General features: G+C 36.3%; 37 protein-coding genes. All 37 read left to right on the forward strand.

From position 1 onward, the window contains the following. Window positions 1-5 precede the first annotated feature (5 nt). The 37 genes from MHH88_RS00745 (at window position 6) to lysS (ending at window position 25284) form a co-directional block, all read left to right on the forward strand. Window positions 6-1511: a phage portal protein gene (locus tag MHH88_RS00745; protein WP_339260957.1), complete on the forward strand. Its 1506-nt coding sequence runs from the start codon at window positions 6-8 to the stop codon at window positions 1509-1511. A gap of 97 nt (window positions 1512-1608) precedes the next feature. Continuing rightward, window positions 1609-2730 (forward strand): minor capsid protein, encoded by a 1122-nt coding sequence (locus MHH88_RS00750; protein WP_339260959.1) that lies wholly within the window; start codon window positions 1609-1611, stop codon window positions 2728-2730. A 244-nt stretch (window positions 2731-2974) separates the two neighbouring features. Beyond that, entirely contained in the window at window positions 2975-3580 is a 606-nt protein-coding gene (locus tag MHH88_RS00755) for a phage scaffolding protein (RefSeq protein WP_339260961.1), read from the forward strand. Window positions 3581-3599: 19 nt separating this feature from the next. Further along, a complete protein-coding gene (locus tag MHH88_RS00760) occupies window positions 3600-3914 on the forward strand; it encodes a hypothetical protein (protein WP_339260963.1) in 315 nt (104 codons plus the stop codon). 16 nt (window positions 3915-3930) lie between these two features. After that, window positions 3931-4986, forward strand: a complete 1056-nt coding sequence (locus tag MHH88_RS00765) for a major capsid protein (protein WP_339260965.1) — start codon at window positions 3931-3933, stop codon at window positions 4984-4986. Window positions 4987-5000: 14 nt separating this feature from the next. Continuing rightward, complete coding sequence (locus MHH88_RS00770) at window positions 5001-5177, forward strand: hypothetical protein (protein ID WP_339260967.1); 177 nt, start codon at window positions 5001-5003, stop codon at window positions 5175-5177. A 5-nt stretch (window positions 5178-5182) separates the two neighbouring features. Further along, a complete protein-coding gene (locus MHH88_RS00775; RefSeq protein WP_339260968.1) occupies window positions 5183-5578 on the forward strand; it encodes a hypothetical protein in 396 nt (131 codons plus the stop codon). Window positions 5579-5625: 47 nt separating this feature from the next. Then, complete coding sequence (locus tag MHH88_RS00780; protein WP_339260970.1) at window positions 5626-5934, forward strand: hypothetical protein; 309 nt, start codon at window positions 5626-5628, stop codon at window positions 5932-5934. Next, window positions 5934-6353, forward strand: coding sequence for an HK97 gp10 family phage protein (locus MHH88_RS00785; protein WP_339260972.1), 420 nt, complete (start codon window positions 5934-5936; stop codon window positions 6351-6353). The genes MHH88_RS00780 and MHH88_RS00785 overlap by 1 nt, the downstream gene beginning before the upstream one ends. Beyond that, entirely contained in the window at window positions 6343-6780 is a 438-nt protein-coding gene (locus tag MHH88_RS00790) for a DUF6838 family protein (RefSeq protein ID WP_339260974.1), read from the forward strand. The genes MHH88_RS00785 and MHH88_RS00790 overlap by 11 nt, the downstream gene beginning before the upstream one ends. Beyond that, complete coding sequence (locus MHH88_RS00795; RefSeq protein WP_339260976.1) at window positions 6773-7000, forward strand: hypothetical protein; 228 nt, start codon at window positions 6773-6775, stop codon at window positions 6998-7000. Before MHH88_RS00790 ends, MHH88_RS00795 begins: the two co-directional genes overlap by 8 nt. 1 nt (window position 7001) lies before the next feature. Further along, window positions 7002-8324, forward strand: coding sequence for a phage tail sheath family protein (locus MHH88_RS00800; protein WP_339260978.1), 1323 nt, complete (start codon window positions 7002-7004; stop codon window positions 8322-8324). Window positions 8325-8338: 14 nt separating this feature from the next. Continuing rightward, a complete protein-coding gene (locus MHH88_RS00805; protein WP_339260980.1) occupies window positions 8339-8854 on the forward strand; it encodes a phage tail tube protein in 516 nt (171 codons plus the stop codon). Between the two features lie 60 nt (window positions 8855-8914). Beyond that, the gene (locus MHH88_RS00810) at window positions 8915-9340 is read left to right on the forward strand and encodes a phage portal protein (RefSeq protein WP_339260982.1); all 426 of its coding nucleotides are present in this window, start codon (window positions 8915-8917) and stop codon (window positions 9338-9340) included. A gap of 26 nt (window positions 9341-9366) precedes the next feature. Beyond that, window positions 9367-9528, forward strand: coding sequence for a hypothetical protein (locus MHH88_RS00815; RefSeq protein ID WP_339260984.1), 162 nt, complete (start codon window positions 9367-9369; stop codon window positions 9526-9528). Window positions 9529-9601: 73 nt separating this feature from the next. Continuing rightward, window positions 9602-10321: a hypothetical protein gene (locus tag MHH88_RS00820; protein ID WP_339260986.1), complete on the forward strand. Its 720-nt coding sequence runs from the start codon at window positions 9602-9604 to the stop codon at window positions 10319-10321. 14 nt (window positions 10322-10335) lie between these two features. Then, on the forward strand, window positions 10336-12642 hold the full coding sequence (locus MHH88_RS00825; RefSeq protein ID WP_339260988.1) for a tape measure protein: 2307 nt from the start codon (window positions 10336-10338) through the stop codon (window positions 12640-12642). Beyond that, a complete protein-coding gene (locus MHH88_RS00830) occupies window positions 12635-13315 on the forward strand; it encodes a LysM peptidoglycan-binding domain-containing protein (protein ID WP_339260990.1) in 681 nt (226 codons plus the stop codon). Before MHH88_RS00825 ends, MHH88_RS00830 begins: the two co-directional genes overlap by 8 nt. After that, window positions 13308-14270 (forward strand): hydrolase, encoded by a 963-nt coding sequence (locus MHH88_RS00835; RefSeq protein ID WP_339260992.1) that lies wholly within the window; start codon window positions 13308-13310, stop codon window positions 14268-14270. Before MHH88_RS00830 ends, MHH88_RS00835 begins: the two co-directional genes overlap by 8 nt. A gap of 1 nt (window position 14271) precedes the next feature. Then, on the forward strand, window positions 14272-14598 hold the full coding sequence (locus tag MHH88_RS00840; protein WP_339260994.1) for a DUF2577 domain-containing protein: 327 nt from the start codon (window positions 14272-14274) through the stop codon (window positions 14596-14598). Next, on the forward strand, window positions 14598-15002 hold the full coding sequence (locus MHH88_RS00845) for a DUF2634 domain-containing protein (RefSeq protein ID WP_339260996.1): 405 nt from the start codon (window positions 14598-14600) through the stop codon (window positions 15000-15002). Before MHH88_RS00840 ends, MHH88_RS00845 begins: the two co-directional genes overlap by 1 nt. Next, entirely contained in the window at window positions 15002-16093 is a 1092-nt protein-coding gene (locus MHH88_RS00850) for a baseplate J/gp47 family protein (protein WP_339260998.1), read from the forward strand. Before MHH88_RS00845 ends, MHH88_RS00850 begins: the two co-directional genes overlap by 1 nt. Continuing rightward, the gene (locus tag MHH88_RS00855; RefSeq protein WP_339261000.1) at window positions 16086-16634 is read left to right on the forward strand and encodes a putative phage tail protein; all 549 of its coding nucleotides are present in this window, start codon (window positions 16086-16088) and stop codon (window positions 16632-16634) included. The genes MHH88_RS00850 and MHH88_RS00855 overlap by 8 nt, the downstream gene beginning before the upstream one ends. Beyond that, window positions 16634-17245, forward strand: a complete 612-nt coding sequence (locus tag MHH88_RS00860; protein WP_339261002.1) for a hypothetical protein — start codon at window positions 16634-16636, stop codon at window positions 17243-17245. Before MHH88_RS00855 ends, MHH88_RS00860 begins: the two co-directional genes overlap by 1 nt. Before the next feature lie 20 nt (window positions 17246-17265). Continuing rightward, complete coding sequence (locus tag MHH88_RS00865) at window positions 17266-17526, forward strand: hypothetical protein (RefSeq protein ID WP_339261004.1); 261 nt, start codon at window positions 17266-17268, stop codon at window positions 17524-17526. Window positions 17527-17528: 2 nt separating this feature from the next. Further along, a complete protein-coding gene (locus MHH88_RS00870; RefSeq protein ID WP_339261006.1) occupies window positions 17529-17702 on the forward strand; it encodes a hypothetical protein in 174 nt (57 codons plus the stop codon). Window positions 17703-17759: 57 nt separating this feature from the next. Further along, the gene (locus MHH88_RS00875; RefSeq protein WP_339261008.1) at window positions 17760-18068 is read left to right on the forward strand and encodes a hemolysin XhlA family protein; all 309 of its coding nucleotides are present in this window, start codon (window positions 17760-17762) and stop codon (window positions 18066-18068) included. A 12-nt stretch (window positions 18069-18080) separates the two neighbouring features. Further along, window positions 18081-18338 (forward strand): phage holin, encoded by a 258-nt coding sequence (locus MHH88_RS00880; RefSeq protein ID WP_339261010.1) that lies wholly within the window; start codon window positions 18081-18083, stop codon window positions 18336-18338. Next, the gene (locus MHH88_RS00885) at window positions 18338-19021 is read left to right on the forward strand and encodes an N-acetylmuramoyl-L-alanine amidase family protein (protein WP_339261012.1); all 684 of its coding nucleotides are present in this window, start codon (window positions 18338-18340) and stop codon (window positions 19019-19021) included. Before MHH88_RS00880 ends, MHH88_RS00885 begins: the two co-directional genes overlap by 1 nt. 206 nt (window positions 19022-19227) lie before the next feature. After that, window positions 19228-20136: an ATP-binding protein gene (locus MHH88_RS00890; protein WP_339261014.1), complete on the forward strand. Its 909-nt coding sequence runs from the start codon at window positions 19228-19230 to the stop codon at window positions 20134-20136. After that, window positions 20127-20426, forward strand: coding sequence for an STAS-like domain-containing protein (locus tag MHH88_RS00895; RefSeq protein WP_339261016.1), 300 nt, complete (start codon window positions 20127-20129; stop codon window positions 20424-20426). Before MHH88_RS00890 ends, MHH88_RS00895 begins: the two co-directional genes overlap by 10 nt. A 118-nt stretch (window positions 20427-20544) precedes the next feature. Then, window positions 20545-20865 carry a YolD-like family protein gene (locus MHH88_RS00900; protein ID WP_339261018.1) on the forward strand — a complete coding sequence of 107 codons (321 nt, stop codon included), beginning with the start codon at window positions 20545-20547 and terminating at the stop codon, window positions 20863-20865. A 39-nt stretch (window positions 20866-20904) separates the two neighbouring features. Further along, window positions 20905-21222 (forward strand): YolD-like family protein, encoded by a 318-nt coding sequence (locus MHH88_RS00905; RefSeq protein ID WP_339261020.1) that lies wholly within the window; start codon window positions 20905-20907, stop codon window positions 21220-21222. After that, window positions 21215-21583, forward strand: a complete 369-nt coding sequence (locus MHH88_RS00910) for an aconitate hydratase (RefSeq protein ID WP_339261022.1) — start codon at window positions 21215-21217, stop codon at window positions 21581-21583. Before MHH88_RS00905 ends, MHH88_RS00910 begins: the two co-directional genes overlap by 8 nt. Further along, window positions 21564-21851 carry a hypothetical protein gene (locus tag MHH88_RS00915; RefSeq protein WP_339261024.1) on the forward strand — a complete coding sequence of 96 codons (288 nt, stop codon included), beginning with the start codon at window positions 21564-21566 and terminating at the stop codon, window positions 21849-21851. Before MHH88_RS00910 ends, MHH88_RS00915 begins: the two co-directional genes overlap by 20 nt. Before the next feature lie 543 nt (window positions 21852-22394). Then, a complete protein-coding gene (locus MHH88_RS00920) occupies window positions 22395-23405 on the forward strand; it encodes an Abi family protein (protein WP_339261026.1) in 1011 nt (336 codons plus the stop codon). Between the two features lie 376 nt (window positions 23406-23781). Beyond that, window positions 23782-25284 carry a lysine--tRNA ligase gene (gene lysS, locus MHH88_RS00925; protein ID WP_176723162.1) on the forward strand — a complete coding sequence of 501 codons (1503 nt, stop codon included), beginning with the start codon at window positions 23782-23784 and terminating at the stop codon, window positions 25282-25284. The last annotated feature ends 221 nt before the right edge of the window (window positions 25285-25505 follow it).

Genomic DNA, 25505 nt, shown 5'->3' on the forward strand with positions numbered 1-25505 from the left:
AGAACATGAGTTTTTTTCCGTACCAGGGTGCTGTTACAGACACAGACGTCATCAATGAAAACATAACAGCTGGTGCAAACAATGTCATAACAGATATCAAATGGCTTGAAAACGAAATCAATAAGTTTAAAAAGTCGGAGAAACGCAAGTGGATACTGATAGGTGAGGCTTATTATGAAGGTGAACAAGACATATTAAAACGTGAACGATGGGTCATTGGTAAAGGTGGAAGGTTAGAGGTAAATAGAAACCTCCCAAATAACAAGATACTAGATAACCAGTATGCCAAGCTTGTAGATCAAAAGGTTAACTATCAACTAGGTAAACCAATAACAATTGAAACTAAAAGCGAAGAGTATCTAAAGAAATTACAAGACATTTTCAATAAACGTTTCCACCGCACATTAAAAAGTGTTGGACAGGATGCATTGAATGGTGGGCTTGGCTGGCTTTATCCGTATTATGATGAAAATGGAAAGTTTGCTATCAAACGTTTTCCTCCATATGAAATCATACCGTTCTGGAAGGATTCTGAACAAACAATTCTAGACTTCGCAATTCGCTTATATGCTGTAAAAGAGTACGAGGGCGATAGAGAGGTTGTAGTGGAGAAAGCAGAGGTTTATAGTGCGCGCGGAGTGGAACATTATCAGTGGTTCGCAGGGCATCTTGTGAAGGATGTAACAAAATCCCAAACCTCTTATATAACTATACGTGATGGTGAAAATGAATTAGGTATGAACTGGCAGCGAACGCCTTTAATTCCGTTTAAATTCAATAACAAGGAAATCCCTTTAATCAAGCGTGTGAAATCACTACAAGACGGCATTAACGTCATGTTAAGTGACTTTGAAAACAATATGCAGGAGGACGCCAGAAATACAATTCTCGTTCTCCATAACTATGATGGGCAGGACTTAGGTGAGTTTAGACGTAATTTATCTATATACGGCACCGTTAAAGTACGATCAGCGGATGGGGCAAAGGGAGGCGTTGAAACACTAACAATTGAAGTCAACGCAGACAACTACAAATCTATCTTATCACTATTTAAAAAGGCTCTTATTGAAAATGGGCGAGGTTATGACGCTAAAGACGAACGTATGGCAAATAACCCAAATCAATTAAATATTAGAGCCATGTACAGCGAGATTGATCTTGACGCAGATGGTATTGAAACAGAGTTCCAGGCTTCATTTGAGGAATTGCTATGGTTTATCAATGTTCATTTAGCCAATACAGGCCAAGGTGATTATGAAGGTGAAAGTGTAAATATCATTTTTAACCGTGACATTCTCATTAATGAGATGGAAGTTGTTGATGTATTAAATAAATCACCTTACTTGTCTGAAGAAACAAAGATTGCGCAACATCCATATGTGAAAGATGTTCAACAAGAGATGCAGCGAAATAAGAAGGAGCGTCAGGAACGTGTGAATGAGTATGATGGCTATGATGATCATTTTAAAGCAATGAATGCGAAGTCTGGTGATGATAATGGCCAAGAGTAGAGAATACTGGCGTAGACGGTTCAAGATGTTGGAGCAAGTGCAGCATGAGAAGAGCGAGAGCTACTACAGGGACCTTGAAAGAGCCTATATCCGAACTATGCAAGAAATTGAGAAGGATATAGCTAAGTGGTATCAACGCTTTGCTGATAACAATGAAATCAGTCTTGATGAAGCTAAACAATTACTTAAAAGTGATGAACTACGAGAGTTCAGGTGGACAGTAGAGGAATACATCGAATACGGCAAAAAGAATGCTGTCAATCAAAATTGGATGAAACAGCTTGAAAATGCCTCTTCTCGTGTTCATATAAGCCGTTTAGAGAGTTTGCAGTTACAATTACAGCAACATGTAGAAAAACTGTATGGTGAGCAAATTGAGGGTTTTGAGCGATTGATGAAAGATGCATATCAGACGCAGTACTATCACACAGCATTTGAGGTACAAAAAGCTTTTGAAATTGGTTTCACACTTCAAGCGCTAGACGAAACGAAGCTAACTAAAATAATCAGTAAACCATGGACTGCTGATGGTCAAACATTTAGTCAAAAGATATGGCGTGATCGTAACCTCTTGCTAGATACATTGCATACTGAACTAATACAATCAATGGCTCGCGGTGAAGCTCCTGACCAAATGATTAGTACGATAGCTAGAAAAATGAATAGCTCACGTTCTAACGCTGCTCGGCTTGTTTTAACCGAATCAGCGTTTTTTAGTGCTTCTGCTCAAAAGGATGCATTCAGCGAACTTGATGTAGAGCGATATGAAATAATCGCAACATTAGATCATAAAACAAGTAGTATTTGTCGTTCCATGGATGGCAAGGTATTTAAGTTGGCAGACTTTGAACCTGGTATAACCGCTAATCCATTCCATCCACGATGTCGTTCCACTACAGCCCCTTGGTTCGAAGATGATTACAGTGAGCGAATCGCTCGAGATTTAGATGGCGAAACATATTACGTACCAAGCAATATGAAGTATGAAGAATGGTATCAAACGCAGGTTGAAAAGCATGGGGAAGATAAAATACTTGTTGCTAAGAAAAAAGAACGCAATTTAGTCAACGATAAAATCCAGTTTAATGAATATAAATCATTACTAGGAAAAGATTTCAATATTAAAACATTCAGTGATTTCCAAGATGTTAAATACGGCAATGCTGCAGAATGGGAGGAACTAAAGAATCTTAGAAAGTCGATTCAAAAGAAAAAATAATATCCTGAGTAAGGAACGAGGTTTGTTGCATGAAATTAAAACAGTCCTATCATTTGAGAATTGAATATTTAACGCCAAAAACAATTGCTATATTTATAGACGGTAGATTAAGTAGCATTATTGGGATCAACAAAACTGTTCATTAGAATGGTTTTTTATTTTGGTCTTTTTAAAGGCTAGACCATAAAGAAGCGCACACCACCAACAGGTACAAACCTGTATAAAAATGTATGGAGGTAATGAAATGGATTGGTTAAAAGAATTATTAAAAAACGCAGGTATTGCAGAGGATCAAATCGAAACAATTGTAGCAAATGCAGCAAAAGAAGCTCCTAAACATGTAGTGCCAAAAACTAAATATAACGATTTGTCGACAGAGAAAAAAACTCTCGAAACACAACTTTCAGAACGTGATACTCAGCTGGAAGAATTGAAGAAGGTAGATGTTGAAGGGCTTCAAACAAAAATCACAGAACTGCAGCAAGCTAATGAAACAACAAAACAGCAATATGAAAAAGACCTTAAAAACGAACGCTTATCAAGCGCATTAAAATTAGCCTTAACTGGCAAAGTGCATGATACAGATTTAGTTACAGGTCTTATTGATCGAAACACAATCGAATTAAGTGAAGATGGAAAAGTCACTAAAGGACTTGATGAGCAACTAAAATCGTTGCAAGAATCAAAGTCCTTTTTATTTGTGCCAGAAAAGCAACAACCTACATTTAAAGGGTGGGTTCCTGCTGGAGGATTAGGCGAAGGAGAAGAAACGAGTGATGTAGGTTCTAACTTCGCAAAAATGGCGAATGAAAAAGGTTCAAGTGACACAAATAACAACCCTTGGGACTAAATAAAAAGGAGGGCTATATATGCCATATGTAAAGCCAATTGAAAAATTCCAAAGAGTAAACTTTTTAGCATCATCAAAGGTACAGGCATTTACTTATGTAGTGAGTGATGTAGGTGTAACGGCTGATGCGAACGGAAAGAAAATCGTTAAGGCAGGTACTATTTTGCCAAAAAACGATGCTACCGCAGAAGGTATCTTATATACCGATGTCGATGTAACAAATGGACCACAACCTGGTTCATTGATTGTGGAAGCTTACATTTTAGAAGATCGTCTACCTACTGCTCCAGATGCAGTAGCCAAAACAGCACTAAAAGAAATTAAATTCCGATAATTGGAGGGAAATCAATATGCCAGATGTTTTAGAGTTATTTAATCAAAAAACTGTATTAGATTATATGAAAGAGCGAAAGTACCAATCTTACGGTATTGGTGAAGCGCTTTTCCCGGAAGTGAAGCATGACACGCTTGAATTTGAGTATCTTGTTGGGGCTAACGAATTGCCTGTCATTGCAAAGGTGCATTCTTTTGATACAGAGGCAGAAATCGGCTCGTTAGATGCTGCTAAACAGGTGTTAGAGGCAGCTTATATCAAGAAGAAATATCAGATTACCGAAAAGGATCTAATAGCATTACAATTCCCACGAACAGCACAGGAGCAACAATACTTGATGCAACGAGTATTTAATTTAATCGACAAAGCAGCAAATGATGTTCGTGCTAGCGTTGAATTAATGCGTATGCAAGCACTTAGTACGGGTGAATTGAAATTAGCTTTGAATACAGCAGATGGTACACCTAAGACTCTTACGGTTGGATATGGAGTACCAGCAGATCATAAAGAGGCACTTGCTGGAACTGACCAATGGGGAACAGGTACAGAGGATATTCTTGGAGATTTAGAACGATGGTCTGATGCGTTAGATATTACGCCAACACGTGCGTTAACGTCCAAAAAAATTGCAGCTCTTATTTTACGCAATCCGAAGATTATTGGTTACCTATACGGCGCTGGTTCTGCTCGTGTGGCAAACTTAACGGATTTAAATGCTTTCTTTACACAACAAGGCTTACCTACTATTGCTGTGTATGAATCTAATTCAAACACAAAATATCGCGAGCAAAACGCTGATGGCACATACACAACAAAGAGTTACTTCCCAGATAATAAATTCGTAATGTTTGGCGACGGTCCACTTGGTGAATCGTTATATGGCCCAACACCAGAAGAATCACGTCTTATCCGTAGTGGTTCTGATGTTGAAATGACTACCATCGGCAAAGTAATTGGAATGGTGTATGAAGAAGGTAAAGATCCTGTTTCAACATGGGCAAAAGCTGCAGCTACAGCAATTCCTTCATTCCCAGAAGCACAGAATGTATTCCAAGCACAACCGATTGCCTAAGGAGGTTGAGGGTAGTGGCAAACATTAAAGTAAAAGTTAAAGATGGCGCTTTCCCAATTCGTTATAAGGGTGAGCGTTTTTTAGTTGGTGATGAATTGACGATTGATGAAAAACATCTCAATGAATCTATAATGGAACGTTTAGAGGAGCCAAAAAAGGCTCCTAGGTCAAAAACGTCTGAAAGCGAGTGATTCGTATGTATTTAGATGTAGTAATGCGTCTATCTGCACTTGGAGTGACTTTATCTAGTGCTCCAAGTAGTTCAGACGATATGTTGTTGAAGCATGCAATCGATAAAGTAACTAGTCACATTAAAAACCAAACAAATTTATCAGTGGTTCCAAGAGGCTTAAAAGAAATAGCTATTGATATGGTAGTAGGAGAGTTCTTACTTACGAAAAAAGCAATGGGCTTGCTAGATGTCGAAACACTGAACTTTGAAGCAGTTGCTAAACAAGTACAAGACGGCGACACAAATGTAGCATTTGCTGTTGAAGCAAATAGAACGCCTGAAGCTCAGTTCGAAGCGTTTATTTTATACCTTAAACATAGCAATACAGATTTTTTGAAGTATAGGGTGCTTACATGGTAAGTGCACGTAGAAAGGCTGTAGAGTCATTGTACAAAGGATTGTGCACAGTGAAAGTTTGGCAAGAGGTTGAAAATCCTGTTACTCATGCAACTACGCATAAAGAAGTAACCATGTTAAGTGACCAAAAATGCAAGCTTTCATATGAAAAACAAACATCAACTACTCCAACAGGTGGTCCAGCTGTGATTGCACAGACGACCAAGCTATTTATTGCTCCAGAGTTGGATATACCAGCAGGCTCAAAGATTATCGTAACTCAGCATGGTAAAACTGTTGAATACACAAGAAGTGGTGAGCCTGCTATTTATACAGATCATCAAGAGCTAATGCTTGAAGCATTCGAGAGGTACGCATAATGGGTAGAGGTGGACGTGTTGATTTAAGACAGTTAAAGGCGTTTGAAAGAAAACTAGCCAAGTTAGCAACTGCTGATTATGAAAAGTTCTGTGAAGATTGTGCGAAAGAATTAGCTGCAAGGTTACTAGGAAAGGTGATTAGACGCACTCCAGTAGCGAAAGTAGATGGAGGAACTTTAAGGCGTGGATGGACTATTGGACAAGTAAAAAAGAGTGGTTCTGTTTACGAAATAGAGGTTATTAATCCAGTAGAATATGCTCAATACGTTGAGTTTGGACACCGTACATCTAATCATCAAGGTTGGGTGAATGGTCGATTCATGATGACCATAAGCGCTGACCAAGTAGAACAGCAGGCACCAGCAGTCCTTGAGAGAAAACTATATACGCTGTTAAGGGAGGCTTTCAATGGAGATTAATGATATTCAAAATGCTATATCTGTTAAGCTTCATAAAGCTTTCGGAGAAGCTTATAAAAAATATATTGATGAAGTACCGCAGGGGTTTAAGACTCCTGCTTTTTTAATTCAATTTTTGAACCTTGAACATATAAGACAAATCGGTGGTCGATGGAAAGTAACAACACTGTTTAACGTACAGTATTTCCCTGAAAATGGCTTATCCGAGGTGTCAAATATGACATTGAAGGTACAACAAGCACTAAAAGAAATAACGCTGTTAAATGGCTCGCTGATGCTAGGTACTGGCGCTAACAGTGAGGTAGTAGATGGCATCGGACATAATTTCATTCGTTTCAATTTCTTCTTGCAAGAAGTAGAAGAGAGGATTTTCATGGGCTCATTAGAACAATACATTAACAAGCAAAGGGTGATTCCTAGTGACTAAAACTAACGATATTCTAGACAAAGTTGAGCCTGTGACAAGTGAAGCTGTACGTGATGTTGTAACAGCTAACCTTCCAAAGTTCACAAAGGTTCAATTAGTCCAAAGCCAAAAATATGTGCATCGTCGTGATGCTTTAAATGCGTTACTAGAGGACGACAAAACATACTCATTCACTGAAGTGGATGGCATTCTAAAGGAATTCGACAAAGGGGGTAAATAACTTGGCATTAGGTGGAGGTCCATTTTTAACACAAAACAAAGTACTACCGGGTACTTATCACAACTTTATTAGTAAAGCTCGTGCTTTTGTAAATCTAAGTGATCGTGGTTATGTCGGTCTACCGATACCTCTAGATTGGGGTGTGGACGGCGATGTATTCGCAGTAACACAAGAGGATTTACAAAAAGATTCTCGTAAAATCTTTGGCTATGATTACACTGATCCAAAATTAAAAGGTATTCGTGATGTGTTCAAAAATGCTATCACAGTATTTTTCTACAAGCTTGCTGTAGGTGCAGTAGCTTCTGAAAATGACTACGCTACAGCGAAGCACAAGGGTGTTCGAGGAAATGATATTACCATTGTAATTCAGGCTAATGTTGACGAACCAACAAAGTTCGATGTCCAAACACTACTTGCTAATGTGTTAGTAGATGAACAAATCGCTGTTACTACTGCTGCTGATTTAAAAGCTAATGATTTCGTTACATTTAAGTCAGATGCAACACTTACATTAACAGCTGGCACACCATTAGTTGGAGGTTCAAACGGATCTGCTATTACAGGCGGTGCCCATCAAGAGGCGTTAGATGCATTAGAAGCTTACGGCTTCAATACGTTAGGTTGTTTATCTTCGGATAACCTAATTAAATCTTTATATATTGAATACACAAAACGTATTCGCGACCAAGTAGGTGGCAAGTTCCAACTTGTTGGGCATAAATTAGGAGCTGCCAATCATGAAGGAGTTATCGATGTTCCTAACAATGCTATTGGTGATAACGAAGAAGTATTCGGTGCAGTGTACTGGGCAACTGGAGCACAAGCTGGTGTGGCAGTTAATAAGTCTAATACGAACAAGAAATATGACGGAGAACATTCTCTTGATATGTCTGAAACAAAGACACAGGCTCAACTTACAGAGCTTTTAAAAGGTGGTAAATATGTATTCCATCGCGTCGGTGATGACATTCGAGTATTAGAAGATATCAATACTTTCACAACGTTCACAGTGGATAAAAATGAAGATTTCAGTATGAACCAAGTTATTCGTGTTTTGGATCAAATTGCAATTGATACAGCGCATCTATTCAATACCCGTTATCTAGGTCAGGTACCAAATGACCAAGACGGTCGTATTTCTTTATGGAATGATATCGGCGCACATCGAATGGAAATGCAACGCATTCGAGCGATTCAAAATTATAACAAAGACGAGCTTACTGTAGAACAAGGAGAATCTAAGAAAGCTGTAGTGGTAAATGAAGTGGTGGACCCAACAGTAGCAATGTCACAACTTTATATCACAACGATGGTAGCTTAAAGGAGGGAATCAAATTGAAACCAAACAAAATGCTAATTCCATTAGACCTTCAATATTTTGCAGAAAATACAATGCATGCTCGTGACGCCGTTAGTGGTTCACAAGGGAGAGCTTATGTAACGATTGAGGGTAATCGTTACCTATTCGCTCAATTAATCAATATTGAAGCACGGATGGACAAAGAAAAGACACAGGTTCCGATTATGGGCAGTACAGGTAAAGGTAATAAGGCAACAGGGTGGGAAGGTACTGGTTCAGCTACATTCCACTTTAATACATCGATGTTCCGCAAACTGTTGAAACGATATAAAGACACTGGTGAGGATATTTATTTTGATATCCAAATTACAAACGAAGATAAGTCGGCTAAAGTAGGACGCCAAACAACAATCTTAATTGATTGTAATATGGATGGTGGCATTATTGCCGCACTTGATGCAGACGCTGAGTACCTAGAAGATGAAATCGACTTTACGTTCGAGGATTGGGATATGCCTGAGGAATTCTCAACATTACAAGAAATGCTATAAGACTAGAGCTCACAGTGTGGGCTCTTTTTAATTAAAACGAAAAGGATAAGGTGATTATATATGTCAAATTTAACTGCATTTTTAGCTCAAAACGCATTAAAACCAGAAAACGAGGAGGTTGTAGTATCAAAACGTTTTGTCCAAGATGGAAAGCCTATTAAGTGGGAAGTACAAGCTATCACTTCGGATGAGGATGATCAATTACGAAAAGATAACACAAAACGTATGCCGGTACCTGGTAAAAAGGGTGTTATGATACCTGAAACAAATTACACAGCATACTTAACTGATTTAGCTGTTAAATGTACTGTATTTCCTAATCTGCATGACAAAGAACTACAGAACTCGTATGGTGTAATGGGCGCTAAGGAATTATTGAAAAAGATGTTGTTACCAGGTGAGTATGATGAGTACTTAGCTACAGTTCAAAAAATCAATGGTTTTGACACAGGAATGGATGAACTTGTAGAAGAAGCAAAAAACTAATTGAAGGCGGCGATTATGAGGCTAATGTGGCCTATTACTGTCTACATAAGCTCCGTAAGTGGCCGTCTGAATTTGATAATTTACCTAAATATGAAAAAGCATTTGTTATAGCTGCTGTACAAATTAAAATGGACGCTGATAAAAAAGCAGAGAAGGAAGCTAAACGTGGTGGCAAAAGAAAGCGATAAATACCAATTATGCCAATTTGATATAGTGAAATCTCTCCATATTAGGTATATTTGTTTATGAGGAGGAGATTTAATGAAAAAAACGCTTCATCTTTTGGTAATTGTATTAGTCGGGTTGTATTTTCTAAAAAGCCTGTCTGATATATTTTTAAACTTTAAAGGCTATAAAGGTGCAGACTTTTTAATTGTTGCAATCTTATTGGTAGTTGTTGCTTTATTTGAGACTTTTTTAATTATGCTATATAAAAAGACATATAGTTTTGAAGCTGTAGAAGCTCGTAAACAAAAAGAAGCTGATAAAAAGAAAGAACAGTTTGAGGCAGAAAGTAAAATTCTCGGATCAAAATCTAGACAACAGTTATTAAATGCAGATTTATGTATTAAAGTAAAACACATGGCTGGTTTACCGATTGCAGAAGGAGCAGAAATTTTTGTTTATAGATGCAAAGATAAAATAATATTCGAAAGAAACCAAGACACTATAGAATTAGATATTTCTAAAGTTCGAGATATTTTAATTAAAACAGATGTCGAAATTCAAAAAAGTTATGTAAGCAGTGCAGGCGGTGCTGTTGGAGGTTATGTTCTGTTCGGAGCATTAGGTGCTATGATAGGTGGAAGAACAAAAGAAAAGACGAGCACAATTACCGAAAAATATTTAATATTTGCTTATGAAAAAGGTAATGAGTTAGATTATATTTCAATGGAAGTTACTAATGAACCAAATGCAAATCTTTTTAACACCAACTACTATGATTTATTGAAAAATGAAAGAAAAATAACGAATCTTTAAAGAGCGCCTTTGTGGTGCTCTTTTTCATTTTTCGAGAAGGACGTGATAATATCGCAACAATTCGCACAGCTATTCAAATTCAAGACCGTTTAAGCCAACCAATGAGAGCTATGCATAATGCTGTATCTATGATGGTTAACCAAATGGAAGCGATGAATGCTGCATCTGGTCACATGATGGATACATCTAGTATTGAAATCGCTCGCCAAGAGTTAGCAAGAGCCGCTGAACAATTTAATCAGATTGAAAACGAAATTCATGCTGCTGACAACGCTCAACAAAATTTTACTAATCATATAAGAGATGGTACAAATGCTGCCGATGGATTATTAGGGAAAATTGCTGGTATTGTTGCTGCTTTCTTAACCCTTCAATCAATGGGTAATGTTGTTAAATTATCTGATGAAATGATTAATACACAAGCACGTCTAGATTTAATGAACAGCACATATCAAAAAAATGCAGAAGCCTCTGGGAGTATTAATAGTGCGTTAATGACAACAGCAGAATTACAAGATAGTATTTTTGAATCAGCTCAACGTACAGCTACATCATATAAATCAACAGCAGACATGGTTGGTAAATTAGGGATGCAGGCATCAGCAGCATTTGCCAATCCGACAGAAATTATTGCATTTGCTGAACAAATCAATAAAACTTTTGCTATTGCTGGTTCTTCAGCGGAAGGCGTTAGTTCCGTTATGTTGCAACTCACACAAGCAATGGCTGCTGGACGTTTACAAGGTGAAGAATTAGGTGCAGTCCTTGATAATGCTCAACCAATTGTAGCTAATATTCAGCGATATTTAGAAGAAGCAATGAACATTGATGCTTCAAATATAAAAAAGTTAGCATCAGATGGTGTTATTACAGCAGATATTATTAAGAATGCAATGTTCTATGCAGCAGAAGAAACAAACGCAGCCTTCGGTAGTATACCTACAAAATGGTCGGATATTTGGACTGTAATGACAGATAGAGCACTAAAAGCATTCACACCCATTTTACAAAAAATAAATGATGTGGCCAACAGTGATAGAGTGAAGCAAATGATGGAAAATACCACATCGTCTTTTGAAAAACTAGCGATAGTTGCTACAACTGCAATGGATTTGTTAATTTCTGGTGGTAGCTATATTTACGATAATTGGTCAGTAATAGGACCTGTAATTGGAGCAGTAACAGCGATATTAACAGGTTATGTGGCTGCATTACTTGCTGTAAAGCTTGCAAAAATGGCAACAGTTTTGTGGACTACTATTTCAACTACAGTAACTTTTTTATACGCTGCCGCAATAGGTGCTGGTACTGGTGCTACATGGTCAATGGTAACAGCTGCTTGGGGTTTGAATGCTGCATTAGCTGCCAATCCAATATTTATTGTCATTATGGCTATAGCTATTCTTATAGGAATAGTTTATTTAGCTGTAGCTGCAATTAATTATTTTGCAGGTACTTCTTATAGCGCTACTGGAGCAATAGCAGGATTTTTCATGATGTTAGGTGCTTATATTTATAACGTTATTGCTTATTTATGGAATATCTTTGCTTCAATTGCAGAGTTTTTCGTTAATGTGTGGAGCCATCCTATGTATTCAGTAAAAAAGCTATTTTACAACCTTGCTAGCAATGTTTTAGACCAAGCTATTGCTATGTCCAGTGGTTGGGATAAATTTGCTACTGGTTTTGCAAATGCGATGATCGATGCTGTTAATAAAGCTATCCAGGCATGGAATTGGTTAATAGATTTACTACCTACAGATATTGCAGCTAAGATTGGATTAGGAAAAGGGACTGAATTCTCTCATAGAACATCAATAACAAGTGATTTCAAAGGTATTAAAGCAGGATTAAAAGATTGGGTAGGTGAAGCTCCATCCGATTATTGGGAAGCACCTAAAATGGAAATGAAGTCATTGGGAGCTGCTTGGGATACAGGGTACAATTGGGGCAACGATTTATCTAAAGGTGATAAGAACGGAGCTAGTGATAAATCTCAACAGGCGATTGAAGATGCAATGAAAAATGCACTTGGTGACAAATTAGACAAAGGAAATCAAAACGGAGATAAAACAGCAAAGAACACAGCAAAAGCAGCAAAATCGCTAGAAGGTGCAGGCGAGGACTTGAAATATATGCGTGACCTTGCTGAACGTGAAGCAATCAACCGATATACTACAGCAGAAATCACAGTGGATATGAAAAATGAAAACTATATTAATAACGAAATGGACATCGACGGGATTGTTGATAAATTCGGTGAAAAAGTAGAGGAAACAGTTGCAATGTTAGCGGAAGGAGGGCCGACAGATTATGTATAACTTTTTCATAGATGGCGTACAGTTCCCTGTCGCTCCTTCTGAATTGATTACGAAAATTAATGGCCGTAATGAAACAATCGTGCTAATGAACGATGGGGAAGTAAATATCATCAAGAAAACAGGTTTAACGGATATTGAGTTTGAGGTATTACTCCCAAACGCCAAATATCCGTTTTCTGTTTATCCGAATGGTTTTCAACCAGCTACTTATTATCTCGATAAGCTTGAAAAATTAATGGTATCTGACAAGCCGTTTCAATTCATCGTTAACCGTATGATGCCGAATGGCAACTTACTCTTTGACACGAACATGACTGTTTCAATAGAAGATTATGAAATCAAAGAATCCGCTGAAAATGGCTTTGATGTCATGGTAAGTATCCGTTTGAAGCAATACCGAGCATATGGCAATAAACGACTTATTACTAAGTCAGCTACTGCACCCAATAACGCTACAAGTGCACCAACTACACAAAAGGCAGTGGTTGAACAAAAACGCCCTACAACGGGCAAGGAAACACCTAAAACACATACTGTCGTCAAAGGTGATACGTTGTGGGCAATTGCTAAGAAGTACTTAGGCGACGGCTCAAAGTTTCCCGAACTTGCAAAGCTCAATAACATTAAAAATCCAAATGAAATTAAAGTTGGGCAGGTGATAAAACTTGGCTAAATCACAGCTATATATCATGAGTAAAGGACGTATTTTTGAATGTGCTGTAGAAGAGGGTGTCGAGTGGGAAACACATCGTAAAGGCACACCAGGTAAGCTAACATTTAACATCATTAAAGATGAAGTGTTAGGCTTCCATGAAGGGGATGCAGTTCGTTTTGATTACGATGGCCACAAGATATTTTTTGGCTTTGTATTCACTAAAAAACGGAATAACAACCGTCTTATCAGCGTTACTTGCTATGACCAACTACGTTACTTTAAAAACAAAGACACATACGTATACGCCAGTAAAACGGCTGCTCAAGTCCTTCAAATGATTGCAGAGGACTTTAGGCTAAAGACAGGCATTGTCGCGAATACGAAACATGTCATTGCTTCAAGAGTAGAGGATAACCAAGAGCTATTTACCATTATGGATAATGCCCTATCTGAAACGACGCTTAACACAGGTGACTTATATGTACTGTATGACGATTATGGCGCGTTAAATCTTCGCAATATCAAGATGCTGAAATCAGATTTACTTATCGATGAAGAATCGGGCGAATCGTTTGAATACACAACTTCAATTGACGAGAACACCTACAACAAAATCAAGCTAGTACGAGAAAACAAAAAAACAGGTAAACGTGAAATTTATATCGCACAAGACAGCTCCAAAATGAACGAGTGGGGCGTATTGCAGATGACAGATAAACTGGATGAAAAAGAAAATGGTAAAGCGAAAGCTGATGGCATGTTGGCTCTTTACAATCGTAAATCAAGGAAGCTACACATCAATAAAGTGTTTGGTGATCCAACGGTGCGTGGTGGCACAACATTAGGCGTTCAAATGTACTTAGGGGACATAACGGTAGCTCATTTTATGTTGGTTGAAACGGTCAAACACACCTTCAAAGAATCAGACCATCGTATGGACTTAAAACTGATTGGCGGTGATTTCGTTGCGTAGTATGGAAGATATTTTAATTGAGTTTCAAAAGATAGTACAAGGAGTATTAAATGCTCAAAAGCTTTGTACGATTGTATACGGAACCGTAGTTAGTGTAGAGCCATTAGAAGTCTATGTTGACCAAAAACTAACGCTTAAAAAGGAACAATTAAAGCTTACTCGCTCGGTCATCGATTACGAGGTAGACATGACGGTTGAACACGAAACAGAAATCGGAGGCCGTAAAAAGTTCAAAATTCATAACGGTTTAATCGATGGCGACAAAGTAACAATGATACGAGCGCATGGCGGACAACAATACTTAATTATCGATAAAGAGGTGGTTTGATGATTCCACAGATTGATAATGATGGACTAACACTCGACTTTGAGGAGGTTATTGAGCCATCGAAAAACTTTAAATTACTATATGACAAGAATCGCTGTGTTGGCTTTATTGATGAATTAGAAGCTATGAAACAGGCGATTTTTTTAATGCTTTCTGTTGAGCGTTATGATCACATTATCTATACATGGAATGCAGGGTTTGAATCCAAAGATTTATTCGGTAAACCCACTGCTTATGTAGCGAGTGAAGTACCACGACGTATACAGGAGTGTTTGCTACAAGATGATCGCATTAATAAAGTGGATTCATTTGTAGTAACAACAAAGAAAAATAAAGTGCATGTTGCTTATACAGCACACACTATTTTCGGTGAATTAACGCTTAAGAAAGAGGTGGAATATTGATGGCCGAACCATTCAATTTAGATACGACATTTGAAGAACTGATGGCTAGAAAATTGGCAGGCATTGATGACTCTCTTGATAAGCGCGAAGTCACTTCATTAGTGTATAACGCAACCGCAGCTAATAGTGTTGAAACCGTTCAAATGCTATTCACTTTGAAGAATTTTATCGACATGGTATTTGCTGATACTGCCCCGCGTGAGTATTTAATTAGACGTGGTGCAGAACGTGGTTTAAAGCCTCTTGAAGCTACTTATGCAAAACGAAAAGGTGTATTTAATATTGATGTACCAATCGGTAGTCGTTTTAGTTTGGACGATTTGAATTATGAAGTTATTGAGCGCATTACACAGGGGCAATTCATATTGAGATGTGAAACTGCAGGTAATGTCGGTAATTTGTTTTCAGGTCAACTTATACCGATTAACTATATTAACAATTTAGAAACGGCTATATTAACCGATGTTTTGATACCTGGAGACGATGAAGAAGAAACAGAAGCATTTCGTACGCGCTATTTCAATAGCTTTGAATCCACCGCATTTGGAGGCAATCGAGCTGACTATAAAGAAAAGGTAGGTCAATTACCTGGTGTTGGTGGTGTACGTGTTTATCGTGCATGGAATGGTGGAGGGACAGTTAAGTTAGTCATTATCAACTCTCAATACGAAAAACCAACACAAACACTAATCGATGAGGTTCAAACGACTGTTGATCCACTGGAACATCAAGGTGAAGGTTTAGGAACAGCACCTATTGACCATATAGTGACCGTTTTTGGTGTGGGTGAATCGGTTATTAATGTTACTTTAAATATTACTTATCAAGCAGGTTGGACTTGGGCTGACATTGAGAGTCAAGTGCAGAAGGTGATTGATGATTATTTCAAAGAGTTAGCAGAAGAATGGGCCAAGGCCAACAGTTATGAAGAAGATCATGCAGGAGTGGTTGTACGAGTGTCACAAATTGAATACCGATTGCTAGGTGTAACAGGTGTACTTGATATTGCCAATACGCAATTAAATGGCAGTCAATCCAATATCGCACTAGATGTTGAGTCTATTCCGAAACGAGGTGTTGTAAATGGCTAGAGAGGTAGACATCATCGACTATTTACCATCTGTTCTACATGAAATTAAAGAAATTGTTGGAATAGCAAACGTTGAAAAGCCTGTATTAGAAGCGTTATGGCAAGAAATCGAAAACACATTAAACAATCAATTTGTCGTAACAGCGAATGAGAAAGGTGCTAGTCGATATGAAAAAATGCTTAAACTAAGCGTTCCTGCAACTGATTCCATCGAGACACGTAGATTCCGTATTTTAGCTCGTTATCAAGAGCAAGCACCTTACACAAATCGGGTATTGAAACAATTGCTTGATAGCCTATTAGGCGAGGGAAAATATGAATTGAAACGGGATGTAGCAGCTAAGACACTAAGTGTAAAAATTGAATTGACAGTGAAAGGTATGTTCGATGCAGTGGTCATCATGCTAGAACGCATTACACCTCAAAACATGATTTTAACCGTTGAATTACGATACAACCAACATGCCTTACTAAAAAAATACACTCATGCTCAATTAAAAGCATTTACACATAAACAAATCAGAGAGGAAGTGATGCAATAATGTCAACAAACACACCTAATTACAACTTAGAAAAACCGAATGAAGAGGAATTTTATGACGTTAATGTACAGAATGGCAACATGGATAAAATCGATACAGTTTTAAAAACATTGGATGACAAAATAGCGGATGGTGTTACTCATGAAGATATTAATGTTGTCAATGGCAAGCTTGACGACATTAAACAAGGTGTTGACGGAATCAACATAAAATCAGACCAAATTAAACAAAATACGGAAACAATTAAAACTACTACTAATGCAACTAAAACAGTAGTAGACAACACCAAAACAACTGTTGATAGCACAAAAACTGTAGTCGATTCAATTAATTCACGAACTATTAGTATATCCGCAGATATTAATACTTTGCTTAAAGGTCGAACTGTAAAAAGTATACAAAGAGGAACAACTTTAATACCCCAAGGAGGCACTGGTATCACTATTAATTTTAGTTCTGTGGACATCAGTAAATGTACTGTAGATTTTAAGGGAACTGACATTGCTTATATATCTAGCTTTACTTCGACATCAATGAGAATATCCATTTCTAATGAGGGTACATTGTATTCTGCTACTTATTTATCATGGGAAGTGACAGAGTACTATTAATAAAAAGGAAGTGAGAGAGAATGCATACTTACGCACAGTTAAGTGAAAACAATACTGTTATAGGTGTCAGCCAATTAAGTGCCGAAGATGATAGAAATGATATGGTACTAATTAATGATTTAGAGGTTAAAATAGGTAGCACTTATAACGGTGAAACAGGAGAATTTACAGCGCCTAATCGTCCTGAACCAATACCGATTGAACCACAGATAGATGAAATCCAAGCTAAGATTTTAGTAAATATAGAAACGCTTATTTCTATGAAAGAAATGGAGGTTTAAGCATGAACAGCCTTACTTATCGAGCTTGCAAAAAGTTAGCAGAACGAGAAAACATGACAGAAACGCAAAAGAATGAATTGTTAACAAGCATGGATTTGTTTGTTCTGACAAAACGTATCACGCAAGATGAATATAAAGAGTTATGTACATTAATGGAAACGCAAGCTAAGGCTTAGCGTTATTTTTTATGAAAATTTTAGCGTTGTGAGAGTAATCGAGATGGGCAATTGTACATGGTACTGAATCTCGATGCTTCTGACAGCTTTACTTATTTTGGGCAAAGGATTGGTGAGGGCATGGGTGATGAATTGATTAGAAATATATATGAACGTTTGGGTGGGATTGAGGCGAAGATTGATGATATAAGAGACATTCGTCAAACTGCCGATAATGCTAAAGATATTGCAGAGGAAGCGTTAGCAAGTACGAAAAGCGCTCATAAGCGATTAGATAAAATCGACAAAATAATTTGGTGGGTATCAACCACAATCATTGGATCAGTAATTTTAGCTTTATTAGCTTTAATTATTAAAACAAAATAGGAGGATTATATTATGAAAATTAACTGGAAAGTACGCTTACAACACAAACAATTTTGGGTATCACTAATCGCATTACTTATCGTGCTCGCTAATCAAATAGCGGGCATTTTTAATGTCGATATTACGATTTACAATGATCAAGTAACTGCTATCTCAGAGACTGTTTTAAGCATATTAGCTTTATTGGGTATCGTTATTGATCCAACGACTATTGGAACGTCTGATAGTGAACAAGCATTAGCATATTCAAAACTAAAGGATGATGAATAATGGCATATACATTAAAACAAAACTCACTACTTTCAAGTAAATATCCTATTAAGTCACCTTATACTATGGTGCCTCAATACATCACAGTACACAACACATCAAATGATGCTTCTGCCGAAAACGAAATTAAATACATGATAACTAACGGAAACCAAGTATCCTACCATGTTGCAGTAGATGATAAACAGGCTATTCAAGCCATTCCATTCAATCGCAACGCTTGGCATTGCGGAGACGGACAAGGTAACGGTAATCGGAAAAGTATCGGTATCGAAATCTGCTACAGCAAAAGTGGTGGAGCTCGTTATGCTGCGGCCGAGGAAAACGCTGTACAATATATCGCTAAACTTTTAAAACAGTACGGTTGGGGCATTGACCGCGTGAAAAAACATCAGGACTGGAACGGAAAATACTGCCCGCATCGTATCTTAAGTGAAAACCGCTGGAATAGTTTCTTAAAACGAATTGAAGAAGCAATGAAGCCGAAAAATACAATTCAACAAAAGGAGGAACCAAAAGTGCCAAACACACTAACATCAACAGCTAAAGAGGATTTAAAAGGATTGTTAAAAGCGACTTACCAAAAAGGAATCTTGAAGGTGGACCATAGTGAAAGGGTTGGTTCTATGACAGATGGTGAAGCTTTAGGATTATTAATTTCAGTGGTAAAACGAACTTTATAAACAACAGATACCAGGTAATCACAAACATTTGTGAGCCTGGTATTTTTTTATTGACATAAACCGAACATTTGTTCTATAATTAAGTTATTAAATTAAATGCTGATTAAAAATTCCTAAAAAAGGTGAATATAATAGTACATTCATATCAAAAAAATACAACTATTATTTTTATAGTGAAGTAAAATCAAAAAAAGGGAGGATTTTACATGGCTATAAATTTAAAGTTACCAAGGAATTTAGATAGATCCAGCATTAATAGTTTAATGATTCATGTTCTTGATGAGAATAAAAGGCCATTACATAATGAAGTAATAATAGATTTCACGACCCTAAATTTTATTCAACCAGCAGGAGTAGTTGCTCTTGATAATATGATTGCTTGGTTATTAAAAAGAAACGTAAATGTTAGTTTTAATACTTACACAAACGTGCTTAATAACAACACTCCCACTAAATATTTGGATGATTCAGGTTTTTTTAAGAAACATTTACGTAAGCCTCTAGTGGAAAGTGCTGTATTAAGATCCACTACAATACCATTGCAAGATGTAAATTATGAGCAAAGCCATAGTTGGTTGCAGCTAACTTTTACACCATGGCTTGCTGAGCAGTTAGGAGTGAAAAAAGCAACGCTAGGGAATATAGAAATGTGCTTAGGAGAAATCTTTAATAATATTAAGGATCACTCATATGAAAACATTGGTTGTATTTATGCTCAACATTTTCCTCAAAAAAAATTACTGACTTTTTGTATAGCAGACTTTGGAGTGGGCATACCTTATAACATAAGGAAAGTAGTATCAAATTGTTCTGATTCCGAAGCGTTGATGTACGCAATCGAAGAAGGGTTCACCACAAAAACATCGCCTAGAAATTTAGGAGCTGGTTTGTATACAATGATAAAGAACGTTGTTGTCAATCTAAAAGGTTCTGTACACATAAATTCTGGGTATGGTATATTGGATGTATATTCTAATAATGGAGAAATGGTTCCAAGACCTTTAGAGTCAGCAGGTTTTTACCCTGGTACATTTTTAGAATTCAACATTGATACTGCTGAAGTTGAAAAAGAAGATCTTGAAACGGAAGAAGAGGAGGAGTTCGAATGGTGGTAATTGAAATTTTGAATCATGTAGAACGATGTTACTCCAATGACGATGGAACAGTTATTTTTCGATTGATAAAAAGTAATTTCGATCATGGAGAAAACGTTACGGTGTCATTTTCAGGCGTTAACAGCATTACTTCAAGTTTTACAAATTCAGCCTTTATTGAGTTGATTAAAGAATATGACATTAATTATGTAAAAAAACATTTATCTTTTGTGAATTCAAATAAATCAATAAATACTATGATAAAGGACAGATTTGATTTTTTCTCAGATAGGCAACCGTTGTGTGTTTAGTGAAAAAATTAAGGACTAGGTAATCAATTAATTTTGATCCTAGTCTTTTTTATTGCTAAATAAGAACATTAGTTCTATAATATATACAAACAAACGTTCTTTTTTAGGGGAGATAAACATGTCAGCAACAGTTCCGAAACAAACAAAAATTTCAAAGATGAAGAAACTAGATGAACGAAAAGCTAAATCTACACAAGCAAAAGAACCAAAGCATTTAGCCCGAGACGAATCTGACCTCGAAGAAATCGCTTATACACTATCTGAATCAATGGAAAGGAATAAAGCTTATACATACACAATTTATAAGCGCGATGAGCAATTAGAAGGTACGGTCGTAAAAATGGATGCTAACACTAAATTAATCCACATAAAAGACAGATATATGGGCATCCATAAGGTACATTTTCTAGATATTTTAAAAGTATCTGACGTTGATTAATAGTGGAGCGTGATTGTGATGTTAAATGACCGTGGAAATATGAAATGGACAGCATTAATGTTGCCTGAACATTTAGTTCAGCTCAAGGAGTGGAAAAAGGAGCAGTTTTACGAAAAAAAGCGCGAGTTGACTGAATGGGAGCTTGAAGAGATTGAGCAAACAATCCAGCGAGCTTTCAAAATGCAAAAGCTAATTAAGCTCACACTTTGGAAAAACCAAAAATTATATGATGAAATTGGAAAGATCACTGGGGCAGATGTTTATAAAAAGGAGTTACTTTTAGATTCTGACCTATCAATCAAGCGTATTACCTTTGATATGATACAAAAAGCTTCATTGGTAGACGACGATGATTAAGCCTGATGAGCGCAGAAATGTACATGAATTTATCCTATTAGATATGGCAGTAAAATCGTTACAGAATGATTACGATGCACTAGGAAACCTAAAGATGTCAGTAGTTTATATAAAAATGGTTGATGACCTATTAAAAAATATAAGGAATGATTATTACAACAAAAAGCGTATGTTGGCCAAATGTAAAATAGAGGTTGTGAAGTGGATTCACATTGACCAATATTTTAGTGATGTGGTTTTAAAAACTCCTGGTGAAGATGTTGAATTGCGTTATGCAAAGCAAGCATTAAAAACCCAAACAGAAGATTTGATATTTAAGTACTTAAAGGAGATAAATGATAATGCCGATTCTAAGAACTAGTTCTGTTCAAATATTATTTGGAGATGGCGATGTAGGTGTTCGTATAGTTGGAAATAAAAAGCTAAAAACAGGGGCTGTTCAATTTACTAAGATTGACCCTGTACCGATTGGCACAGAATTAGAAAAAGGTGAAAAGTTAAGTTTAAATGATGCTCCTGTTACATTTGGTTTTAATAAAGTTGAGAGTTTAGATGTAGTAATTAACCAGTTGATTAAATTAAGAAATATTATAACTGGTGAAGAAGAAGACGAAAGGCAAACAAAATAGAAGAATCAAGCAAAAAAGTCACTCATTTGAAAAATAATGAGTGACTTTCTTCTATTTATAATGTTTTATATTCTCCAAATTAATGCTAGGTACTTAAAGTGTTAAATGAGGTCACAATGTAAATGACCCGATTAACACTTTGGCATAGTATAAGGTTGAGTAGAAATGATTAATATTTTTCTTAAATCCGTTGGAATTATAAACCTTTGAGTAAGAAATACAAAATTTGATATAGCGGTGATTTTATACGCATATAAGAACTTAAAACGTACGTTATAACAATAATAGTCAGGTACTCACTAATAATCGATGAGCCAGACTTTTTGAAACTAAAAAATAAATAAGGAAAAAATTTCTTATTTAAGAAATAAATTCTCTTTAAATGATTGACATTAACATAATACAGAGCTATTATACATATAATACATTATGCAGGCCGACGATCGGCTAGAGAAAACTTCTTACTTAAGTAATATAGTAAGAGGTTTTTTTCTGTCCTTTTTTAGTATAATATGGAAATATATATAATGTAGGGGTGATAATATGACCATATTAGAAAAACCATTTCTTAACATAGATATGCAAGTACAAAAATTAATAGATAGAGGGTTAATTATCGATTCTCATGATTCTACAAAAAAGTTTCTATTAAAAACTACTTATTATGATGTAATTAATGGATATAAAGATATATTTTTAGAGGACAAGGTCAATAATACTGATGAAGATAGATTTCTTCCTAATACTAAATTTGATGATTTAATATCACTTTATAGTTTGGATAAGAATATTCGTACCCATATTTTTAATGCTGTCTTAGCAATTGAATGTAATTTTTATTCTGTTCTTTCATATTGTATTTCTGAAAAATATGGAGAAAAACATGAAGAATATCTAAAAAAAGAAAATTATAAAGCTGGGAAAATACAATCTTATAATAGAAAATCCGAACGCGAAAATCTATTATGGAAAATAAACAAAAAAATAAGAGAAGCTGAGGAACAGCCATTAAAATATTACGTACAAAAATATGACAATGTTCCTCCGTGGATATTAGTTAAATCTTTAACTTTTGGAGAATTGTTAGTTTTATATAAATTATCAACTTCAGACATTAAAGAAAATGTATTAATAATATTATTAGGTAGTGATCCTACTGAAGAAGAAAAAGAATTTTTCTTGAAAAGCATGGAGTTGTTTAACAAGTTTCGTAATAGAGCAGCTCATGGTGGAAGAATGTATAATTACAAAACAAACATAGAATTACCATATAGAGAGTGGCTTTTCGATTTATTAGGAATCACTAAGGAGGAGTATAACCGCGGTCAAGGAAAAAGCGATAATGGCGCCTTCCTTTTAGCCATTCTTAATTTTCATAAAAACGATGCCAAACGTCTTTATGAATTTGTAGTTTTTTTAAACTTTGAGTTAAAAGGTTACATGGAAAAACAACCGATACATGCACAGAGTATTTTTAATTTTTTGGGAATTCCATTCGATTTTTATGATAGAGTTACAACTTGTTTAAGTTACGGAATTTTAAAAAGCGTTTAAAGAAACATATCTTTAAAGTAATACTTTTTAATGACCTGAAACTCACAAATCACAGCGTGCCTGTGAGGTATCGTTTGAACTAGAGGAGTTATAATAGGAAATCCAACAGGTTACTACAATAAAAAGGTTTGTGACTTTCATATTACGCAATAATAACACGCTACATGATGGTATAGTGTTTATAAAATATAATCGATTGAAACTATTTAAGAATGATGCCGAAACGATGCCATAAACAAATTACAATCAATTTCAGCAAAAAATAAAACTCTGTTGTATACTTATTAAGTATTGTTATATTTGAAAGAGATTACAATCAAATACATTAACAAACCGCGGTGTTAGATGGACGTAAACGCGGACAATTTAATAAGGAGTGAAACAAGTGTCAAACATAGAAGAGTTAAATGATCAGCTATTGGTGAGACGTCAAAAAATGACTGCTATTCAAGAGAACGGTCAAGATCCATTTGGTAGTCGATTTGAGCGTACACATCTTTCTACAGAAGTGCGCGAACAATTTGCAGATCAAACAAAAGAACAGCTAGAAGAAAACCTACAAGAAGTAATTATCGCAGGTCGTATTATGACAAAGCGCGGTAAAGGGAAAGCTGGCTTTGCACATATTCAAGATTTAGGTGGACAAATTCAAATTTACGTTCGTCAGGATCATGTTGGTGAAGAAGCTTATGACTTATTTAAACAAGCTGACCTTGGAGATATCGTAGGTGTACGTGGTAACGTATTCCGTACGCAAGTGGGAGAGCTTTCAGTGAAGGCTGAAGGATTTACGTTCCTAACAAAAGCGCTACGTCCTATGCCTGAAAAATTCCATGGCTTACAAGATGTAGAACAACGATACCGTCAACGTTATTTAGATTTAATGACAAACGAAGATAGCAAAAAAACATTTATTACGCGTTCTAAAATTATCCGCGCAATTCGTAACTATTTAGATAATGCAGGCTACTTAGAAGTAGAAACACCAATGCTTCATACAATTGCTGGTGGTGCAGCGGCTCGTCCGTTTATTACTCACCATAATGCACTTGATATGGAACTATACATGCGTATTGCTATCGAGTTGCACCTAAAACGTTTAATCGTGGGTGGACTAGAAAAAGTTTATGAGATTGGCCGTGTATTCCGTAACGAAGGTATCTCTACTCGTCACAATCCGGAGTTCACAATGATTGAGCTGTACGAAGCATATGCAGACTACAAAGATATCATGTCATTAACAGAAAACTTAATTGCCCATGTAGCACAAGAAGTTCTTGGCACAACATCCGTACAATACGGTGAAGATGAAATTAACCTTGCTGTAGGTTGGAGACGTGTTCATATGGTAGATGCAGTTAAAGAAGCTACAGGCGTTGATTTCTGGCAGCCAATGACGAAGGAACAAGCGCAAGCACTTGCAAAAGAACACGGAGTAGAAGTCAAAGCGGCGCATGAAGTCGGTCATATTATTAATGAATTCTTCGAACAAAAAGTAGAAGAAACACTAGTGCAGCCAACTTTTGTATTCGGTCACCCTGTAGAAATCTCTCCTTTAGCGAAGAAAAACCCAGAGGACGAGCGTTTCACAGATCGTTTTGAGCTGTTTATCGTACGTCGTGAGCATGCGAATGCATTCACAGAGCTTAATGATCCAATCGATCAACGTGAACGCTTTGAGGCGCAACTAGCTGAAAAAGAGGCGGGCAATGACGAAGCACACGAAATGGATAATGACTTTATTGAAGCTTTAGAATACGGTATGCCGCCAACAGGTGGATTAGGTATTGGTATTGACCGTCTAATCATGCTTCTTACAAACTCACCATCAATTCGTGATGTACTATTATTCCCAACAATGCGTCATATAACGAAATAATCATTAAATTAGGAGATCCTTGTTGAAAAGGGTCTCTTTTTTTATTGAGAAATGACAAAAACAGAGGTATAGTAATAACAATGTTTTCAAAGCAAGAATAATTGTAAAAACATCGTAGCTAGAAACTACTATTAATAGCTTACTAATGACGTTTTTTTTAAAGAAATAATATTTTTGTAGAAAAATACTTGCAGAGATTTTAGAAACGTGATAAATTATTA

The organism is Lysinibacillus sp. FSL K6-3209, from assembly GCF_037976175.1.
In the GTDB taxonomy this organism is placed as follows: domain Bacteria; phylum Bacillota; class Bacilli; order Bacillales_A; family Planococcaceae; genus Lysinibacillus; species Lysinibacillus sphaericus_D.

Coding starts and splice junctions, on each gene's coding strand:
- MHH88_RS00745 (WP_339260957.1), top strand. CDS start 6: ATGAGTTTTTTTCCGTACCAGGGTGCTGTTACAGACACAGACGTCATC.
- MHH88_RS00750 (WP_339260959.1), top strand. CDS start 1,609: ATGCAAGAAATTGAGAAGGATATAGCTAAGTGGTATCAACGCTTTGCT.
- MHH88_RS00755 (WP_339260961.1), top strand. CDS start 2,975: ATGGATTGGTTAAAAGAATTATTAAAAAACGCAGGTATTGCAGAGGAT.
- MHH88_RS00760 (WP_339260963.1), top strand. CDS start 3,600: ATGCCATATGTAAAGCCAATTGAAAAATTCCAAAGAGTAAACTTTTTA.
- MHH88_RS00765 (WP_339260965.1), top strand. CDS start 3,931: ATGCCAGATGTTTTAGAGTTATTTAATCAAAAAACTGTATTAGATTAT.
- MHH88_RS00775 (WP_339260968.1), top strand. CDS start 5,183: ATGTATTTAGATGTAGTAATGCGTCTATCTGCACTTGGAGTGACTTTA.
- MHH88_RS00785 (WP_339260972.1), top strand. CDS start 5,934: ATGGGTAGAGGTGGACGTGTTGATTTAAGACAGTTAAAGGCGTTTGAA.
- MHH88_RS00790 (WP_339260974.1), top strand. CDS start 6,343: ATGGAGATTAATGATATTCAAAATGCTATATCTGTTAAGCTTCATAAA.
- MHH88_RS00810 (WP_339260982.1), top strand. CDS start 8,915: ATGTCAAATTTAACTGCATTTTTAGCTCAAAACGCATTAAAACCAGAA.
- MHH88_RS00820 (WP_339260986.1), top strand. CDS start 9,602: ATGAAAAAAACGCTTCATCTTTTGGTAATTGTATTAGTCGGGTTGTAT.
- MHH88_RS00830 (WP_339260990.1), top strand. CDS start 12,635: ATGTATAACTTTTTCATAGATGGCGTACAGTTCCCTGTCGCTCCTTCT.
- MHH88_RS00840 (WP_339260994.1), top strand. CDS start 14,272: ATGGAAGATATTTTAATTGAGTTTCAAAAGATAGTACAAGGAGTATTA.
- MHH88_RS00845 (WP_339260996.1), top strand. CDS start 14,598: ATGATTCCACAGATTGATAATGATGGACTAACACTCGACTTTGAGGAG.
- MHH88_RS00850 (WP_339260998.1), top strand. CDS start 15,002: ATGGCCGAACCATTCAATTTAGATACGACATTTGAAGAACTGATGGCT.
- MHH88_RS00855 (WP_339261000.1), top strand. CDS start 16,086: ATGGCTAGAGAGGTAGACATCATCGACTATTTACCATCTGTTCTACAT.
- MHH88_RS00860 (WP_339261002.1), top strand. CDS start 16,634: ATGTCAACAAACACACCTAATTACAACTTAGAAAAACCGAATGAAGAG.
- MHH88_RS00865 (WP_339261004.1), top strand. CDS start 17,266: ATGCATACTTACGCACAGTTAAGTGAAAACAATACTGTTATAGGTGTC.
- MHH88_RS00870 (WP_339261006.1), top strand. CDS start 17,529: ATGAACAGCCTTACTTATCGAGCTTGCAAAAAGTTAGCAGAACGAGAA.
- MHH88_RS00875 (WP_339261008.1), top strand. CDS start 17,760: ATGGTACTGAATCTCGATGCTTCTGACAGCTTTACTTATTTTGGGCAA.
- MHH88_RS00880 (WP_339261010.1), top strand. CDS start 18,081: ATGAAAATTAACTGGAAAGTACGCTTACAACACAAACAATTTTGGGTA.
- MHH88_RS00885 (WP_339261012.1), top strand. CDS start 18,338: ATGGCATATACATTAAAACAAAACTCACTACTTTCAAGTAAATATCCT.
- MHH88_RS00890 (WP_339261014.1), top strand. CDS start 19,228: ATGGCTATAAATTTAAAGTTACCAAGGAATTTAGATAGATCCAGCATT.
- MHH88_RS00895 (WP_339261016.1), top strand. CDS start 20,127: ATGGTGGTAATTGAAATTTTGAATCATGTAGAACGATGTTACTCCAAT.
- MHH88_RS00900 (WP_339261018.1), top strand. CDS start 20,545: ATGTCAGCAACAGTTCCGAAACAAACAAAAATTTCAAAGATGAAGAAA.
- MHH88_RS00905 (WP_339261020.1), top strand. CDS start 20,905: ATGAAATGGACAGCATTAATGTTGCCTGAACATTTAGTTCAGCTCAAG.
- MHH88_RS00910 (WP_339261022.1), top strand. CDS start 21,215: ATGATTAAGCCTGATGAGCGCAGAAATGTACATGAATTTATCCTATTA.
- MHH88_RS00915 (WP_339261024.1), top strand. CDS start 21,564: ATGCCGATTCTAAGAACTAGTTCTGTTCAAATATTATTTGGAGATGGC.
- MHH88_RS00920 (WP_339261026.1), top strand. CDS start 22,395: ATGACCATATTAGAAAAACCATTTCTTAACATAGATATGCAAGTACAA.